The 15,921-nt window shown below is 69.3% G+C and carries 18 protein-coding genes and 1 pseudogene; 7 read left to right on the plus strand and 12 right to left on the minus strand.

The annotated features are described in order from the left end of the window. Window positions 1–383: pseudogene (locus ABCR83_RS25075) on the plus strand (hypothetical protein); the annotation flags it as partial. A 52-nt stretch (window positions 384–435) separates the two neighbouring features. Here ABCR83_RS25075 and ABCR83_RS25080 read toward each other — a convergent pair. Beyond that, a complete protein-coding gene (locus ABCR83_RS25080; protein ID WP_462697444.1) occupies window positions 436–1,326 on the minus strand; it encodes a menaquinone biosynthetic enzyme MqnA/MqnD family protein in 891 nt (296 codons plus the stop codon). 284 nt (window positions 1,327–1,610) lie between these two features. Between ABCR83_RS25080 and ABCR83_RS25085 the strand changes: the two genes are divergently transcribed. Then, the gene (locus ABCR83_RS25085) at window positions 1,611–1,814 is read left to right on the plus strand and encodes a cold-shock protein (protein ID WP_030067036.1); all 204 of its coding nucleotides are present in this window, start codon (window positions 1,611–1,613) and stop codon (window positions 1,812–1,814) included. Between the two features lie 204 nt (window positions 1,815–2,018). Here ABCR83_RS25085 and ABCR83_RS25090 read toward each other — a convergent pair whose 3' ends face one another. Further along, window positions 2,019–3,794 (minus strand): AMP-dependent synthetase/ligase, encoded by a 1,776-nt coding sequence (locus ABCR83_RS25090; RefSeq protein ID WP_462697445.1) that lies wholly within the window; start codon window positions 3,792–3,794, stop codon window positions 2,019–2,021. Between the two features lie 132 nt (window positions 3,795–3,926). Here ABCR83_RS25090 and ABCR83_RS25095 point away from each other — a divergent pair, with 132 nt between their 5' ends. Both ABCR83_RS25095 and ABCR83_RS25100 read left to right on the plus strand, forming a co-directional pair. Then, window positions 3,927–4,964, plus strand: a complete 1,038-nt coding sequence (locus ABCR83_RS25095) for an AraC family transcriptional regulator (protein ID WP_462697446.1) — start codon at window positions 3,927–3,929, stop codon at window positions 4,962–4,964. Window positions 4,965–5,046: 82 nt separating this feature from the next. Next, window positions 5,047–5,340, plus strand: coding sequence for a lipase family protein (locus tag ABCR83_RS25100; RefSeq protein ID WP_462697447.1), 294 nt, complete (start codon window positions 5,047–5,049; stop codon window positions 5,338–5,340). A gap of 33 nt (window positions 5,341–5,373) precedes the next feature. On the opposite strand, the gene ABCR83_RS25105 is transcribed toward ABCR83_RS25100, so the two are convergent. The 6 genes from ABCR83_RS25105 to ABCR83_RS25130 form a co-directional block, all read right to left on the minus strand. Further along, the gene (locus ABCR83_RS25105) at window positions 5,374–6,003 is read right to left on the minus strand and encodes a TetR/AcrR family transcriptional regulator (protein WP_462697489.1); all 630 of its coding nucleotides are present in this window, start codon (window positions 6,001–6,003) and stop codon (window positions 5,374–5,376) included. Window positions 6,004–6,132: 129 nt separating this feature from the next. After that, a complete protein-coding gene (locus ABCR83_RS25110) occupies window positions 6,133–7,503 on the minus strand; it encodes a dicarboxylate/amino acid:cation symporter (protein WP_462697448.1) in 1,371 nt (456 codons plus the stop codon). Window positions 7,504–7,553: 50 nt separating this feature from the next. Further along, window positions 7,554–7,628 (minus strand): putative leader peptide, encoded by a 75-nt coding sequence (locus ABCR83_RS25115; protein ID WP_462697490.1) that lies wholly within the window; start codon window positions 7,626–7,628, stop codon window positions 7,554–7,556. Window positions 7,629–7,817: 189 nt separating this feature from the next. Then, entirely contained in the window at window positions 7,818–8,105 is a 288-nt protein-coding gene (locus ABCR83_RS25120) for a DUF4229 domain-containing protein (protein WP_462697449.1), read from the minus strand. A gap of 82 nt (window positions 8,106–8,187) precedes the next feature. Next, window positions 8,188–9,366 carry an aminofutalosine synthase MqnE gene (gene mqnE, locus ABCR83_RS25125; RefSeq protein ID WP_462697450.1) on the minus strand — a complete coding sequence of 393 codons (1,179 nt, stop codon included), beginning with the start codon at window positions 9,364–9,366 and terminating at the stop codon, window positions 8,188–8,190. Window positions 9,367–9,425: 59 nt separating this feature from the next. Beyond that, window positions 9,426–9,881 (minus strand): Lrp/AsnC family transcriptional regulator, encoded by a 456-nt coding sequence (locus tag ABCR83_RS25130; protein WP_462697451.1) that lies wholly within the window; start codon window positions 9,879–9,881, stop codon window positions 9,426–9,428. A gap of 131 nt (window positions 9,882–10,012) precedes the next feature. Here ABCR83_RS25130 and ABCR83_RS25135 point away from each other — a divergent pair, with 131 nt between their 5' ends. Next, window positions 10,013–10,144, plus strand: a complete 132-nt coding sequence (locus ABCR83_RS25135) for a hypothetical protein (protein ID WP_462697492.1) — start codon at window positions 10,013–10,015, stop codon at window positions 10,142–10,144. On the opposite strand, the gene ABCR83_RS25140 is transcribed toward ABCR83_RS25135, so the two are convergent. Genes ABCR83_RS25140 through ABCR83_RS25155 form a run of 4 tightly spaced genes read right to left on the minus strand, consistent with a single transcriptional unit; the run spans window position 10,141 to window position 13,846 of the window. Beyond that, entirely contained in the window at window positions 10,141–10,836 is a 696-nt protein-coding gene (locus tag ABCR83_RS25140; protein WP_462697452.1) for a UbiX family flavin prenyltransferase, read from the minus strand. The two genes, ABCR83_RS25135 and ABCR83_RS25140, sit on opposite strands and share 4 nt — an antisense overlap. Window positions 10,837–10,873: 37 nt before the next feature. After that, window positions 10,874–11,434 carry a Uma2 family endonuclease gene (locus ABCR83_RS25145; protein WP_462697453.1) on the minus strand — a complete coding sequence of 187 codons (561 nt, stop codon included), beginning with the start codon at window positions 11,432–11,434 and terminating at the stop codon, window positions 10,874–10,876. A 43-nt stretch (window positions 11,435–11,477) separates the two neighbouring features. Then, window positions 11,478–12,395, minus strand: a complete 918-nt coding sequence (gene mqnP, locus ABCR83_RS25150; RefSeq protein ID WP_462697454.1) for a menaquinone biosynthesis prenyltransferase MqnP — start codon at window positions 12,393–12,395, stop codon at window positions 11,478–11,480. Further along, window positions 12,395–13,846: a menaquinone biosynthesis decarboxylase gene (locus ABCR83_RS25155; protein WP_462697455.1), complete on the minus strand. Its 1,452-nt coding sequence runs from the start codon at window positions 13,844–13,846 to the stop codon at window positions 12,395–12,397. Before ABCR83_RS25155 ends, mqnP begins: the two co-directional genes overlap by 1 nt. 88 nt (window positions 13,847–13,934) lie before the next feature. Here ABCR83_RS25155 and ABCR83_RS25160 point away from each other — a divergent pair, with 88 nt between their 5' ends. Both ABCR83_RS25160 and ABCR83_RS25165 read left to right on the plus strand, forming a co-directional pair. Further along, a complete protein-coding gene (locus tag ABCR83_RS25160; protein ID WP_462697456.1) occupies window positions 13,935–14,240 on the plus strand; it encodes a PLD nuclease N-terminal domain-containing protein in 306 nt (101 codons plus the stop codon). A 227-nt stretch (window positions 14,241–14,467) separates the two neighbouring features. Further along, window positions 14,468–15,895 (plus strand): alkaline phosphatase family protein, encoded by a 1,428-nt coding sequence (locus ABCR83_RS25165; protein ID WP_462697457.1) that lies wholly within the window; start codon window positions 14,468–14,470, stop codon window positions 15,893–15,895. The last annotated feature ends 26 nt before the right edge of the window (window positions 15,896–15,921 follow it).

The following is a 15,921-nucleotide window of genomic DNA, read 5'->3' on the forward strand; positions in this document are numbered from 1 at the left end:
GCCTGAAGTCCGTGCTCCAGAAGCCCGACAAGTTCAAGGCCGTCATCGCCTCCGGCCCCGACATCGTCCCCGACTCCCACCTGTGGAACGGGCATCCGCAGGAGAAGCTGGCCAACAACCCCAAGCACCTGGCCAAGCAGCTGATCGCCAAGAAGGGCCCGGAGGTCTATCTCGCCTTCCAGGTGGGCACCAAGGAGCCCGCCTCCACCCGTGACCCCATCAACAACTTCATAGCGACCTACACCAAGGGCCCCATTCACACCAAGTTCAATCTCATCCAGGGCGGCAAGCACAACGCCTACACCTATGTGCCCAACATGGCCAACGGCGAACTGATCCAGTGGATCAGCAAGCACATGCAGGGCCCGGTCGCCGCGTCCTGATCCCACCCGGTCCGACCCCTGAGGAGCCCCGGCCCGGAGCCCCGGCCCGCGGTCAGGGCTCCAGCAGGTCCACCCGGACATCCTCCGGGTAGCCGGTGTCCGGCCCGGTGCGCCGCGCGAACTCCCGCACGCCCTCGAGCTGTCGGGGTCCGAAGCGGAAGTCCAGCGTGGTGAAGTAGCGCTCCAGCAGCCCGGCGTCGAACGCCTCCCAGCGCGCCGCCTGCTCGGCGACCTTGCCGACCTCCTCCATGGACAGGTCCCGGGAGGCGAGGATCGCCTCGTGCACCTTGGCCACCGTGTGCGGCTCCCGCTCCAGGTAGTCGCGGCGCGCGGCGAACACGGCGAAGACGAACGGCAGCCCCGTCCAGTCCTTCCACATCCGCCCGAGGTCATGGACCTCCAGGCCGAGCCGGGGCGCATCATGCAGCGAGGCCCGCAGCGCGGCGTCCCCGATCAGCACGGCGGCGTCGGCCTCCTGCATTATCCGGCCGAGGTCCGGCGGGCAGACGAAGTAGTCGGGCCGCACCCCGTACTGCTCGGCGAGCAGCAGCTGAGCCAGGCGCACTGAGGTGCGCGAGGTGGAACCGAGCCCGACGCGCGCCCCGTCCAGCTGGTCCAGCGGCCGCTGGGAGACGATCACGCATGACATCACCGGGCCGTCGCACCCCACCGCGATGTCGGGCAGCGCGACCAGCTCGTCCGCATTGCGCAGGAACTCGACCAGCGAGATCGGGGCGATGTCCAGCTCGCCGCGGACCAGCTGGTCGTTGAGCTTGTCCGGGTCGTCCTTGGTCAGATCCAGGTCGAGCAGCGTGCCCGTGCGGGCCAGGCCCCAGTACAGGGGCAGACAGTTGAGGAACTGGATGTGACCGACTCGGGGGCGGGCCCGGTGCTGCGGTGCCGCGTCGACGACGGTCGCTACGTCTGAGGCTGAATTGTCCACATCCGGAGGCTAGCCCCGTTCGCGCCCGGGGATCGCCCCGGGGGGTGGCACCGCACTGAGCCCGACCATCGGTCTTTTCCGGCCGACGGGCCCGGAAAACCCACCATGAGCGTGATCTTTGACTCTTTCCCCGCGAGAACGTGCCGTGCTAGGCTCGCCGCAAGTTGCAGTTTGGTTTCCCTTGCAGTACAGAGCCTGCGGAGCATGTAACCCGCAGGCTTTTGTAGTTTTCAGACTTCTCGCAGGTTCTGGAGCAGGGCAACCCTTTGGCCCAAGGAGGGCTTATGGCTACCGGAACCGTGAAGTGGTTCAACGCTGAAAAGGGCTTTGGCTTCATCGCCCAGGACGGCGGGGGCCCCGACGTCTTCGTTCACTACTCCGCGATCAACGCTGCTGGCTTCCGCTCCCTCGAGGAGAACCAGCAGGTCACCTTCGACGTCACGCAGGGCCCCAAGGGTCCGCAGGCGGAGAACGTCACCCCGGCCTGATCGCGGCCGACCCGCTGTACCCAAGGAGCCCTGCTCCCCCACTTCGGTGGGGGAGCAGGGCTCCTGCCTTTCGGTCCCCGCGGGGATCTCCGCAGCGATCCCGACAGTGATCCTCGCAGCGATCCCGGCAGTGATCAGGGATTGTCTTTCTCCGGTTTCACTCGGCATTCCCACATTCCCTGCCGCCCATTGCTTAACAGACGCTTAACACTGCTCGTACAGTGCATCGATTTCTTCGGCATAGCGTTCGATGATTGCTGCCCGCCGGAGTTTCAGGGTGGGAGTCAACGCACCGCTCTCCACGGTGAAATCCTCCGGAAGGACCGTAAACACACGGATCCTGGCCGGCCTGGCGAACTGCTCATTCGCCGCATCCACCGCCTCCTGGCACAGCTGCCACACGGCGGGGTGCCGGACCGGGCCGGCCGGACCGAACTCCACCCCCATCCGCGCCGCCCAGACGGTGATCTCCTCGGCGTCGAGGGTGAGCAGGGCGACCGGGTACGGACGCCGGTCGCCGACCATGACCGCACGGGAGATCCAGCGGGACTGCTGGAGGGCGAACTCCATGAGCGAGGGGGTGAGGTTCTTGCCGCTGGAGGTGATGACCAGGTCCTTCTTGCGGCCGGTGATCGTGAGGTAACCGTCCGCGTCAAGACGGCCGAGGTCACCGGTGTGCAGCCAGCCGTCCGCGTCCAGGGCCTCGGCGGTGGCGGTGGGGTTGGCGTGGTAGCCGGAGAAGATCCCCGCGCCGCGGGCCAGCACCTCGCCGTCCGCCGCGATCCGCACCGCACAGCCCGGGATGGGCCGCCCGACCGTGCCGGGGCGGACCGCGCCCGGGTGGTTGAGGGAGATCAGCCCGGCCGTCTCGGTCATGCCATAGCCCTCAAAGACCGGAATGCCGCAGGCCCGCAGGAAGTCCATGGTCTGCGGGGCCATCGGGGCGGCACCGGTGCCGGCCCAGCACAGCCGCCCGCCGAAGACGGCCCGCACCGGCGCGAACAACCGCTCCTCGGCGGCCGCCCAGGCGGCACCCAGCACCGCGCCGAGTTCCTCGCCGCGCTCCCGGGCCTCGGCGGCCGCGAGGCCGGTCCGTACCGCCGCCGCCAGCCGGGCGCGGCCCGGCGCGCCCTCGGCCTCGGCGAGGGCGCACACCTGGGCGTGGACCTTCTCGAACAGCCGGGGCACCGACGGCAGCCGGGTCGGACGGACCTCGGCCAGCTCGGCCACCACCCGGTCGATCCGGCCACCGAAGTAGCACAGGGTGCCGCCCCTGATCAGCGCACCCAACTGGATGATCTGGGCGAGCAGATGGGCGAGCGGGAGGTAGAGGTAGGTGATGTCGCCCGGCCCGCCCTCGACGAGCGACGCGGTGGCGTCATGGTTGGCCCCGAAGTTGCCATGGGTGAGACGGCAGCCCTTGGGCGGACCGGTGGTACCGGAGGTGTAGAAGATGCCGCAGAGATCGTCATCGGTACGGGCCCCGGCCCGCGCCAGCAGCTCCCCCGGCGGCACCCGGTCCGGTAACTCCCCGAGCCCGAGCGCCCCTTCGGCCGTACCGTCGATCACCACCAGCTGCCGCAGCCCCGGCAGCTTCGCCCGGACCGAGGCGACCCGGGCCGCCTGCGCCGCGTCCTCGACCACGGCCACCACCGCCCCCGAGTCGCCCAGCACCCAGGCCAGTTCGTCCTCGCCCGCCGAGGGATAGACCGGCACCACGACCGCCCCGGCGGCCAGCACCGCGAAGTGCACACAGGTCCACTCCGGGCGCGTCTCGCAGAGGATCGCCACCCGGTCGTCCGGCTCCACCCCCAGGGCCATCAGCCCGCGCCCGATGGTGCGCACCCGCTCGCGCAGCCCGTCGAAGCCGAGGTCCGCCCAGCCGCCGTCGCGGGACGTGAAGCGCAGGGCCGGAAGACCTCCGTACCGGTCGGCCGTCCACTCCGTGAACACCGCGAGCGTATCGGGCCGTTGGGACATGACACCTCCACCTGGAAGCCATGGCTCCGGAGCAACCGGATTCGTGCCCTCGACGCTAGAGAGCGGTCCTGGCGTTCCGGGATGACCGGAAGCGTCGGTGCCACTGACCCGGACGCTCAGCAGGATGGCCCCGTGCCCACCACCGGCGGACCGACGATCAGCGTGCACTGCGTACGGGCGGCGCTCGGCGGGGCGCGGCGCCTGGGCATCGACGCCGTGCCGCTGCTGCAGGGCGCGCGGATCCCGCCACTGCTGCTCGGGGACGACCGGGCGCGGGTGGGCCCCGAGCAGTTCACCCACCTGGTGCGTGAGCTGCGGCGGGCCACCGACGACGAGTTCCTGGGGCTCGGTACGGCGCCCAGCAGACCCGGGACGTTCGCCATGATGTGCCATGCCTGCCTGGGCTGCCCCGACCTCGGCGCGGCGCTGGAGCGGGCCGCGCGGTTCTACCGGCTGTTCCCCGGCGGCCCCGACCTCGCGCTCGAACGGCATGGCGAAGAAGTCGTGTTCGCGGTCCGCAACGATCTGCGTGGCATCCCCGAGGGTTGGTTTCTGGCCGAGTGCATGGTCCTCATCTGGCACCGGCTGGCGAGCTGGCTGATCGGGCGGCGGATCACCCTGCACCGGGCCGAATTCGCCCACTCGGCGCCGCCGTACGCGAGCGAGTACCGGGCGATGTTCGGCTGTCCGGTGCGCTTTGGCGCACACCGGACCGGCGCCGCCTTCGACCACCACTGGCTGGCCGCACCCGCGCTGCGCGACGAGCAGGGGCTGGCCGAACTGCTGCGGCGGGCCCCCGCCGATCTGCTCAGCCGCCGCACCTACCGCATGACCGTCACCGAGCAGGTGCGCAGGGCGTTCACCGGGGCGCTGCGCGAGGGGCGGCCGGTGCGGCTGCCGGAAGTCCCGCAGCTCGCGGCGCGGCTCGCGGTGAGCCCGGCGACGCTGCGGCGGCGGCTGACCGCGGAGGGCACCTCCTACCGGCGGCTGCGGGACCAGGTGTTGCGGGAGGCCGCCCTGGCCGGGCTGGCCGGCGGGCGGGAGCCGATCGCGGAACTGGCGGCGCGGCTGGGGTTCTCCGAGGACACCGCCTTTCACCGGGCGTTCCGCCGCTGGACGGGCAGCACTCCGGGGGCGTATCGCGGGGGGCGCCCCGGTCAGCAGATCTGAGCGTTCCGGTCAGCCCGTACCTACCGGTCGGTCACTACGGTTCGCCCCAACTGGTTCAGCACCACTGGACAGTGGTGTGACGGTGACCAACCCGCTGTACGAGCCGGACTGGCGGCGGGTGCTGCGCTCCGCACAGCTGGGCGCCCATGCGCCGGATCACCCCGGGTACCTCTACCACGGGGTGATCGACGAGCTGATCCCCTATGCGGTGGGCAAGCGGCTGCGTGCCGGCTGGTGTGCCAAGGGCGCCTCGGTGCGGTGGACGTCGCTGCCGCTGGGTGAGCGTGTGGCGGGGGTGATCACCCAGTCGATTCCGGCGGCGAACTGGCCGGCGGACCGGTTCGCGGGGCGGGCGGCCGTGGGCAACTGCGGCTGAGCGCCCTGGCGTTGGGGCTTTTCGGCGGACGGGCTACCGAGCCGGGGCGTCCGGCCAGCGCCGCCCGTTCATCAGGTTCTCCAGCCCCACCCAGGCGACGTTCATCAGCGTCGCCGCCGTCTCCCTGGCCGAAGGGACCACGCCGGTACGGTCGTTGGCCCACCCGGCCAGCGACTCGGCGGCGCCCACCAGGGCGTGTGCCAGGCCGGAGGCCTCGCGGTCGGCCGTCGGCCCGGCGCAGCCGGCCGACCGCGCCGTCTCCGCGATCAGCCGGGTGACCACATCGAGTATCCGCTGCCGCAGTTCGGCCACCACCAGGGCGAACGGCTCCCCGTGGGTACGGGCCTGGCAGCTGAGCACGGCCCAGCCCGCGGGGTGCTCCGCGGTGTGCGCGAAGAAGGCGTGCAGCCCGCACCACAGCCGCCGGTCGGCGGGGTCCTCCGGCTCGACGGCGGCCTTGATCCCGGCGATCAGCGCCTCGGCCTCGCGCCGGATGCAGGCGCTGAAGAGCTCTTCCTTGGAATTCAGATAGAGATAGACCAACGGCTTTGACGCCCCCGCCAGTTCGGCTATCTCGTCCATCGAGGCCGCGCTGTAGCCGCGCCGCGCGAAGACCTCCACCGCGGCGTCGAGCATCTGACGCTCGCGCACCGCGCGCGGCATGCGCTTGACCTTGGGCTTGCACTGTGCAGTTGCAGTCGTCACGACAACGTCCCTCCGCCCCCGCTACTTTACCGGCAGGTAATATCACGGAGGGGAGGGACGTCAAGGGTGGCGGTCAGGCCTTGACGATCACGCTACGGCCGCGCCGGACAGCTGCCGCGACCCGCTGTCGGACTCCTCCAGGTCGGCGGCGGTGACGCGGTCATAGGCCGCGCGGTCCAGGATCTTCTCCCGGGAGGCGACGATGATCGGCACGACCGACTGTCCTGCGACGTTCGTTGCGGTGCGGATCATGTCCACGATCGGGTCGATGGCCAGCAGCAGACCCACGCCCGCCATCGGCAGGCCCAGCGTGGAGAGCGTCAGGGTCAGCATCACGGTCGCACCGGTCAGCCCGGCGGTGGCCGCGGAGCCGATCACCGAGACAAAGGCGATCAGGAGGTAGTCCCGGACCTCCAGGTGCACCCCGAAGACCTGGGCCACGAAGATCGAGGCGATCGCCGGGTAGATCGAGGCGCAGCCGTCCATCTTGGTCGTCGCGCCGAAGGGCACGGCGAAGGAGGTGTACTCCTTGGGCACGCCCAGGCGTTCGGTGACCTTCTGAGTCAGGGGCATGGCGCCCACCGAGGAGCGGGAGACGAAGCCCAGCTGGATGGCGGGCCAGGCGCCCTTGTAGAACTGCAGCGGGTTGACCTTGGCGACGGTGGCGAGCAGCAGCGGGTAGACGCCGAAGAGGATGATCGCGCAGCCGACGTAGATGTCGGCGGTGAAGGTCGCGTACTTGCCGACCAGGTTCCAGCCGTACTTGTGGATGGCGTGGCCGACCAGGCCCAGGCTGCCCAGCGGGGCGAGGCGGATGACCCACCACAGGACCTTCTGCAGCAGTTCGAGCACGGATTCGCTGAGGGTGAGCAGCGGCCGGGCCTTCTCGCCGATCTGCAGGACGGCGATGCCGACCACGGCGGCCATGAAGACGATCTGCAGCACGTTCAGCTCGGTGAACGGCGTGATGACGTCCTTGGGGATGATTCCGGTGAGGAAGTCCAGCCAGGAGCCGTGCTTCTTGGGCTCGGCGCCGTCGGCCGCGGTGAGGCCGGTGCCGGCGCCCGGGTCGGTGAGCAGGCCGATCGCCAGGCCGATGGTGACCGCGATCAGCGAGGTGATCATGAACCAGAGCAGGGTGCGGGTGGCCAGCCGGGCGGCGTTGGCGACGTTCCGCAGATTGGTGATCGACACCAGGATGGCGAAGAAGACCAGCGGGGCGATCACCACCATCAGCAGCTGGACGAAGATGTCGCCGATCTTGTCGAGGGTGGTCTGCAGCCAGGTGACATCACCGCTGCGGGCGATCCAGCCGAGCAGGGCGCCGAGGACGAGGCCGAGCAGGATCTGGGCCCAGAAGGGGACCTTGGGGATGCGCCGGCGTGCGGGGGACGCCGTGGGGGACGTGACAGTCGATGACAACGGAAACTCCGGGGACAGGCTCGTCGGAAGGGGCATGGGATGCCAGGGAGGTCCGTACGTACAGGATCTCCGGCCGCGGAATGAGGTCAGCTGCGGCAACAGGCCGCGGACGCACAGCGGCAAAGATCGACGTGCAGGCGCGCCACGAGCGCGAGGCTCATGGGGGATCGGTGCGCTGCTGCTGTCTTCATGTCGACACGTTAACACCCGGGCTTTGAGTAACCCAAAGGGTTGCTTTGGGATCAGGGTGCCCGGAAAGCGCGAACGCCCCGCCCTGGAGCGGGAACTCCGGGGCGGGGCAATCCTGCGATGTGAGGAGGGTTACACAGGATGGGCAATGTGCCCGGTTGCTAGACGCCGTCCTCCTGGCCCGCGTTGGCGGCGATCCGGGCCTTGGCCCGGTCCACCCGCTCGGAGACCTGCACGGACATGGCTTCGCGCGGCTTGCGCAGCAGCACCCAGCTGAGCGGCGCGGAGAGGACGAGTGCGAGGAGCACCATCCAGAAGAGGTTCGAACTGCCCACGCCGAGCGGGACGACCCGCACGTAGCAGAGCCCCCAGACGACGGCGAAGCACACGATGAGCAGGCCGAATCGCAGGGCGGTGTAGCGGAGCGAGGCGTACTTCTGGCTACTCACGGACGGGACCTTCTTCTCAACGGCAACCGAAAGGGTCTCTCCCAGTCAAGCACGAACGGTTGTGGATCAGCCCAGGGGGGACTCAGACCCGCATCGCCTGTGGCGACTCGCGCAGCGCGAGGTCCGGGCCCGGGTACTCGCGGATGACCTCGTAGCGCGTATTGCGCTCCACCGGGCGGAAGCCCGCCTCGCGGATGAGCTCCAGCAGGTCGTCACGGGTCAGCTTGTTGGGCGTTCCATAGTTGTCCGCATCGTGCGTGATCTTGTACTCGACGACCGAGCCGTCCATGTCGTCCGCGCCGTGCTGCAGCGCCAGTTGGGCCGTCTGCACCCCGTGCATCACCCAGAAGACCTTGACGTGCGGCACATTGTCGAAGAGCAGCCGGGACACCGCGAAGGTCTTCAGCGCCTCGGCGCCGGTGGCCATGGTGGTCCGCGCCTGGAGCCGGTTGCGGATCTTGCCGTCCTTCATGTCCACGAAGTCGTGCTGGTAGCGCAGCGGGATGAAGACCTGGAAGCCGCCGGTCTCGTCCTGCAGCTCCCGCAGCCGCAGTACGTGGTCGACCCGGTGGCGGGGCTCCTCGATGTGCCCGTACAGCATGGTGCACGGGGTCTTCAGCCCCTTCTGGTGCGCGAGCCGGTGGATGCGCGACCAGTCCTCCCAGTGGGTTTCGTGGTCGACGATGTGCTGCCGGACCTCCCAGTCGAAGATCTCCGCGCCACCGCCGGTCAGCGACTCCAAGCCGGCGTCGATCAGTTCGTCGAGGATCTCCGACGCCGGGAGGCCGGAGATCTTCTCGAAGTGGTGGATCTCGGTCGCGGTGAACGCCTTCAGCGAGACGTCCGGCAGCGCCTCCTTGAGCGCCTTGAGCGAACGCGGGTAGTACCGCCAGGGCAGCGTCGGGTGCAGGCCGTTGACGATGTGCAGCTCGGTGAGGTGCTCGTTCTCCATCGCCTGGGCGAGGCGGACGGCCTCCTCGATGCGCATGGTGTAGGCGTCCTTCTCGCCCGGCTTGCGCTGGAACGAGCAGTACGCGCACGAGGCCGTGCACACATTGGTCATGTTCAGGTGCCGGTTGACGTTGAAGTGCACGACGTCGCCGTTCTTGCGCGTCCGCACCTCGTGCGCGAGTCCGCCCAGCCAGGCCAGGTCGTCGGATTCGTAGAGGGCGATGCCGTCCTCGCGGGTCAACCGCTCCCCGGCACGGACCTTCTCCTCCAGCTCGCGCTTGAGCCCCGCATCTTTGGCGGATGCAGCCATGAAGGACCGCCTCTCTGTACTTCCGGCACTGCGACCCGATCGAGACTACTCCCCCGGATTCAGACGCCTTCCGGCAGCTCACCCACCCTGTTCTCCCACTTGGTGGACAGCACGATGGTGGTACGGGTCCGGCTCACGCCCTTGGTGCCGGACAGCCGGCGGATGGTGCGCTCCAGGCCGTCCACGTCGCCGACCCGGACCTTGAGCATGTAGGAGTCGTCGCCCGCGATGAACCAGCAGTCCTCGATCTCCTCCAGGTCGCGCAGGCGGCGCGCGACGTCCTCGTGGTCGGCCGCGTCCGAGAGCTGGATGCCGATCAGCGCCGTGACCCCGAGGCCGAGCGAGGCGGAGTTGACGGTAGCGCGGTAGCCGGTGATGACGCCCGCCGCCTCCAGGCGGTTGATCCGGTCCGTGACGCTCGGCCCGGAGAGGCCGACCAGCCTGCCCAGTTCCGCGTACGAGGCCCGGCCGTTCTCCCGGAGGGCCTGGATGAGCTGCCTGTCCACCGCGTCCATTACCTGGAACCTTTCAATAATCAGCGAACTCGCCGTCTTGCATGTAGAATCTAAGGCATACAGGGCCAGAGGTCCTGCAAATCTTTAATCGTTTCCTTACGACACCGACGATCCTTCAGGAGTGAAGCCCCGTGTACACGATCGAGATGGCCTACGCCCGTATGCGCGAGCTGCAGGACCTGGCCAACCGTTCGCGTGCCCACCAGCCCACCGGCCGGCGTGGCAAGGCCAAGGCCCGCTTCTCGCGCACCAAGAAGCGCTAACTTCCGCCGGGGGAGCGCGCGCCGCCGAGCTCTCCCTCCCAGCGGCGGTACAGCTGGTGCGGCACCCCTGCCGCGTCCAGCACCCGCCCCGCGACGAAGTCCACCAGATCCTGGATGTGCGTCGCACCCGCATAGAACGCCGGAGAGGCGGGCAGCACGACCGCGCCCGCCTCGTCGAGCGCCACCAGCTGCTTGAGCGTCTGACCGCTCAACGGCGTCTCCCGCACCGCGACCACCAGTGGCCGCCGTTCCTTGAGCGTCACGCTCGCCACCCGCTGCAGCAGGTCCTTGGACAGCCCCAGGGCGACCCCGGCCACACATGCCGTGCTCGCGGGCACGATCAGCATCCCCTGCACGGGGTACGAACCGGACGACGGCCCCGCCGCGAGATCCCCGGCCGCCCAGTGCCGCACGTCCGACAGATCGACGTCAAAGGTGTGCGGCTTGCCATCCGCGCCCCGTTCCAGCCAGGCACGCAGGTCCTCGGGCCAGTGCGCGTCCCGGAACGCCAGCCCCGTCTCGTCCAGCAGCGTCAGCCGCGATGCCCGGCTGACCACCAGGTCCACGGCCTCCCCCGCGGCCAGCAGCCCGCGTAGCACGGCCGCGGCGTAGGGCGTCCCGGACGCCCCGGACACCCCGACCACCCAGGGCCGGCGGGCACGGTGTCGCGTTGTGTGTTCGTACGGCTCCACGGGCCGAGCCTAACCGCCTGGCGGCGGGGGGTCGTGGTCAGCGGGCGGGGTCGACGGGGAGGCCGGTGGTGTCGAACTCCAGACGGCCGAGGGGGGAGTCCACGGTGACGGTCTTGCCGTAGGGGATGGTGTCGCGGCCGAGGTAACCGTCGGGGCCCGGGTTCCAGAGGGTGACGCAGTGGGCCTGGTAAGGGTCGAAGATCAGGTAGTTGGGAATGCCCTGGGCGGCGTAGCGCCGGTTCTTGACCTCGTAGTCGTTGCGCACGCTGCTCTGCGAGACGACCTCGAAGGCGACCTCGATCAAGTCGGGCGGATACGCACCGAGGTTCTTGGTCTCCTCCGCAGCAGGGATGACAGCCAGGTCCGGGCAGAACTCGTTTCCTTCGTTGAAGGGGAAGGCCACATCGCTGACAATGGCCCACTCGGCCGGCAGCTGGGTCTCCAGCCCGTTCCACAACAGCCGGATCGTGCTGGCATGGAACGGCTTCACCGGGCTCATCATGACGGCGCCCTCGACAATCTCGGTCCGATAGCCGGGGAACATGTCCTCCAGCCTGCTCAGCCTCGAGTGCAGGCGGTCGATCTCCGAGATGGTCACGTCGCTCTCCCTTCCCTGCCCCGATGGTATGCCCGGACCGTAATCACACGCCCAGACCCCGAACCAGGAGATCCAGCAGCGCACACCCGAAAAGGGCAATGCCAATGAAGCCATTGACCGTGAAGAACGCCCTGTTCAGGCGGGACAGATCACGCGGCTTGACGATGGTGTGCTCATAGAGGAACGCCACCGCGACCACCACCAGCCCCGCCCAGAAGAACGCCCCCGCGTGCGTCGCCAGCGCGTACCAGACCAGCAGCCCCGTCGTGATGACATGGCACACCCGGGCCCCGTACAGCGCCGCCGGGATGCCGAAGCGGGCGGGCGTGGACAGCACGCCGTGCGCGCGGTCGGCGGCGACGTCCTGGCAGGCGTAGATGAGGTCGAAGGCGCCGATCCAGATGCCGACCGCGAGGCCGAGCAGCACCGCGTCCCAGGACCACGAGCCGGTGACGGCCAGCCAGGCGCCCATCGGGCCCATCGCCTGGGCGAGACCCAGGATCGCGTGCGGGAAGTTGGTGAAGCGTTTCCCGTAGGGGTAGACCACCATCGGGATCACCGCGATGGGGGCCAGCGCCAGGCACAGCGGGTTGAGCAGCCCGGCCGCGCCCAGGAAGAGCACCACGGCCACCAGCGCACCCGTCCACGCGGAGCGCACCGACATGGCGCCGGTGACCAGTTCGCGGCCGGCCGTGCGCGGGTTACGGGCGTCGATCTCGCGGTCGATGATGCGGTTGCAGGCCATGGCGAAGGTGCGCAGCCCCACCATCGCGACGGTGACCAGGAAGAGCTTCCACCAGTGGATCCGCTCGTCCTGCTGGTACATCGCGGTCAGCGAGGCGGTGTACGCGAAGGGCAGCGCGAAGACGGAGTGCTCGATCATCACCAGCCGCAGGAACGCCTTGATCCTGCCGCTGGACGGCGCGGGCCCGGGGTTCAGTACCCCCTCGGCGGATGCCATCACAGCCCGTACTCCTTCCAGCGCCTGGTCACCCGGTCGGCGACCCCGGGATCGGACTCGATCATCCGCGGCCAGCCGCCGTCCCGGGTGTAGCCCTCCTCGGGCCACTTCGCCGTCGCGTCGATGCCCGCCTTGCCGCCCCAGAACTGCTGGTACGAGGCGTGGTCGAGGTGGTCGACCGGGCCCTCGACGACACTGAGGTCGCGCGCGTAGTCGGTGTTGCCCAGCGCCCGCCAGGCGACCTCGTGCAGGTCGTGGACGTCACAGTCGGCGTCCACCACCACGATCAGCTTGGTCAGCGACATCATGTGCGCGCCCCAGACGGCGTGCATCACCTTCTGGGCGTGCTTGGGGTACTTCTTGTCGATCGAGACGATCGCGCAGTTGTGGAAGCCGCCGGCCTCCGGCAGGTGGTAGTCCACGATGTCCGGCACGATGATCTTGAGCAGGGGGAGGAAGAACCGCTCCGTGGCCCGCCCCAGCGGGCCGTCCTCGGTGGGCGGGCGGCCGACCACGATCGACTGCAGCAGCGGGCGCCGCCGCATGGTGACGCAGTCGATGGTGAGGGCCGGGAAGTCCTCCTGCGGCGTGTAGAAGCCGGTGTGGTCGCCGAACGGGCCCTCCGGCAGCATCCGGCCGGGCTCCAGCCAGCCCTCCAGCACCACCTCGGCATGGGCCGGGACCTGCAGCGGAACCGTCTTGCAGTCGACCATCTCGATCCGCTTGCCCTGGATGAAGCCCGCGAACAGGTACTCGTCGATGTCACCGGGCAGCGGCGCCGTGGAGGCGTAGGTCACCGCGGGCGGACAGCCGAAGGCGATGGCGACCGGCAGCCGCTCACCGCGCCCGGCCGCGGCCTGGTAGTGGTTGCGGCTGTCCTTGTGGATCTGCCAGTGCATCCCGATGGTGCGCTTGTCGTGGCGCTGGAGGCGGTAGAGGCCGAGGTTGCGGATGCCGGTTTCGGGGTGCTTGGTGTGGGTGAGCCCGAGGTTGAAGAAGGAGCCGCCGTCCTCGGGCCAGGTGAAGAGCGCCGGAAGCGCCTCGAGATCCACCTCGTCGCCGGTGAGGACCGTCTCCTGGACGGGCGCCTCCTTCACCTTCCGCGGCGGTACGTGCGCCATCGCACCCAACTTGCCGAAGGCCTCGCGGACTCCGGTGAAGCCGTGCGGCAGCTCGGGCTTCAGCAGCCCGCCGATCTTCTCGCTGATCTCGTCATAGGAGCTCAGCCCGAGTGCCTTGAGCAGCCGCCGGTCGGTGCCGAAGACATTCATGGCCAGCGGCATCGAGGCACCCTTGACGTCCTCGAAGAGCAGTGCGGGACCGCCTGCTTTGTTCACCCTGTCGACGATCTCCCCGATTTCCAGCCGGGGGTCGACTTCGACCTTGACGCGCTTGAGGTCGCCGTCACGCTCAAGCGCTCTGAGGAACGAGCGGAGATCGTCGTAAGCCATGCCCTCCAGTATCGAGCACGCACTACGCTGAACTTGTCACGGGGGCCGCGCGCGGCCCGCACCACGTCACCACTGGGGGCCTCCCGCCATGCTCAGGTATCTGCCGTTCCTGCTGATCCTGGCACTGTGGATCTACGCCTTCATCGACTGTCTGAACACCCCGGAGCATGAGGTCCGGGGGCTCCCCAAGGTGGCCTGGGTGATCGTCATCCTGCTCTTCGGCGAGGTGCTGCTCGGGCCGGTCGCCTGGCTGATCGCGGGCCGCCCGCGGCGGGCGGCCGGGCCACGCCTCGGGGGCGCCGCCCCCGCCGGAGGCGGCTGGGTGGCCCCGGACGACAACCCGGAGTTCCTCCGGTCCCTGAAGCCGGACAAGGACGACGACGCGAAGGGCTGAGCAGGGGCCGGGCAGGGGTGACCCCGGTCCGCCCCTTGGCCCAAACACTCCTCCCTCAATCGGGTAATCCTATTTAGCTGGCAAAGTGGCCATCCTTACCAACTCCCGCCGCTTCACGGCCATTTGACCCTGATTTCACCTACACCCTCCTGTTGCCGACATCCCCGTGCCGGGAGAGTCGACGTGGTCACACTGTGGCCCGACGCGATTTCAGGGAGGGATGAACCATGCCCGAATTGACCAGACGCAGACTCCTGGGCTCGGCGGTGGGTGCGGCCGTCGGCGGCGCGGGACTCGCGCTGCTGCCGCCGAGCGTGCAACAGGCGGTCGCGGCCGGACCGGCCGCGCGCGGTTCACTGCGGGACATCAAGCATGTCGTCCTGCTGATGCAGGAGAACCGGTCGTTCGACCACTACTTCGGCACCCTCAAGGGCGTCCGCGGCTTCGCCGACCCGCATGCGATGCGGCTGTCCGACGGACGGAGCGTCTTCTACCAGCCGGACGCCGAGAACCCCAAGGGCTATCTGCTGCCCTTCCATCTGGACACCCACCGGACCAGCGCCCAGGCCATCCCCTCCACCAGCCACGCCTGGGAGGTGCAGCACGAGGCCTGGCACGGCGGGAAGATGGACCGCTGGCTGCCCGCGCACCGCAAGGCGGACGGCAAGAACGGCCCGTATGTGATGGGCTATCACACCCGCCGGGACATCCCGTTCCAGTTCGCCCTCGCCGAGGCGTTCACCATCTGCGACAACTACTTCTGCTCGGTCTTCGGCCCCACCTGGCCCAACCGGCTCTACTGGATGACGGGCACCATCGATCCCGGCGGCACCCGGGGCGGCCCGATCACCGACAACTCCGCCCCCACGCCGTACCGCTGGACCACCTACGCCGAGCGCCTCCAGGCGGCGGGCGTCAGCTGGCGGGTGTACCAGGAGGAGGACAACTACGGCTGCAACATGCTGGAGGAGTTCCGCCGGTTCAAGGATGCCGGGCCCGGCAATCCGCTGTACGAGCGCGGAATGCGCAGGCTCCCCGAGGGTACCTTCGAGGAGGACGCCCGCAACGACCGGCTGCCCGCCGTCTCCTGGATCATCCCCACCGGCCCGCAGTCCGAGCACCCGGACTTCCTGCCGGCCGCCGGTGCGGACTTCGTCGCCAAGAAGATCGAGGCGATCGCCGACAACCCCAAGGTATGGGCCAAGACGGTCTTCATCCTCAACTACGACGAGAACGACGGCCTCTTCGACCATGTGCCCCCGCCCGTGCCGCCCAAGGGCACCAAGGACGAGTTCGTCCGGGGCCTGCCGATCGGCGGCGGCTTCCGGGTGCCCTGTCTGATCGTCTCGCCATGGACGGTGGGCGGTTGGGCGGCGGGCGAGGCCTTCGACCACACCTCCGCGCTGCAGTTCCTGGAGCGCTGGACGGGGGTGCGGGAGCCGAACATCAGCGCCTGGCGGCGGCGCACCTTTGGCGACTTCACCTCGGCCTTCGGCTTCCAGGACCCGGCGTCGAGGCCGCCGCGGCTGCCCGCCGACACGGAGGAGCAGCTCAAGGAGGCCAAGTGGGAGGTCTCCCACCTCCCCAAGCCCACCCTGCCGGGACGCACCCAGCACGTCCCCCGGCAGGAGCCGGGGTCGCGGCCGAGGCGGTGAGGGATTCCGGGGGCTTCGGCCCCCGG

This window comes from Streptomyces xingningensis (assembly GCF_054957865.1).

What these genes read in the sequence shown, in the direction of transcription:
- ABCR83_RS25085 (WP_030067036.1), top strand. Translation starts at nt 1,611, where the DNA reads ATGGCTACCGGAACCGTGAAGTGGTTCAACGCTGAAAAGGGCTTTGGC.
- ABCR83_RS25090 (WP_462697445.1), bottom strand. Translation starts at nt 3,794, where the DNA reads ATGTCCCAACGGCCCGATACGCTCGCGGTGTTCACGGAGTGGACGGCC.
- ABCR83_RS25105 (WP_462697489.1), bottom strand. Translation starts at nt 6,003, where the DNA reads ATGCCGCGCGCGGTGCGCGAGCGTCAGATGCTCGACGCCGCGGTGGAG.
- ABCR83_RS25110 (WP_462697448.1), bottom strand. Translation starts at nt 7,503, where the DNA reads ATGCCCCTTCCGACGAGCCTGTCCCCGGAGTTTCCGTTGTCATCGACT.
- mqnE (WP_462697450.1), bottom strand. Translation starts at nt 9,366, where the DNA reads ATGGCTGCATCCGCCAAAGATGCGGGGCTCAAGCGCGAGCTGGAGGAG.
- ABCR83_RS25130 (WP_462697451.1), bottom strand. Translation starts at nt 9,881, where the DNA reads ATGGACGCGGTGGACAGGCAGCTCATCCAGGCCCTCCGGGAGAACGGC.
- mqnP (WP_462697454.1), bottom strand. Translation starts at nt 12,395, where the DNA reads ATGGCATCCGCCGAGGGGGTACTGAACCCCGGGCCCGCGCCGTCCAGC.
- ABCR83_RS25155 (WP_462697455.1), bottom strand. Translation starts at nt 13,846, where the DNA reads ATGGCTTACGACGATCTCCGCTCGTTCCTCAGAGCGCTTGAGCGTGAC.
- ABCR83_RS25160 (WP_462697456.1), top strand. Translation starts at nt 13,935, where the DNA reads ATGCTCAGGTATCTGCCGTTCCTGCTGATCCTGGCACTGTGGATCTAC.
- ABCR83_RS25165 (WP_462697457.1), top strand. Translation starts at nt 14,468, where the DNA reads ATGCCCGAATTGACCAGACGCAGACTCCTGGGCTCGGCGGTGGGTGCG.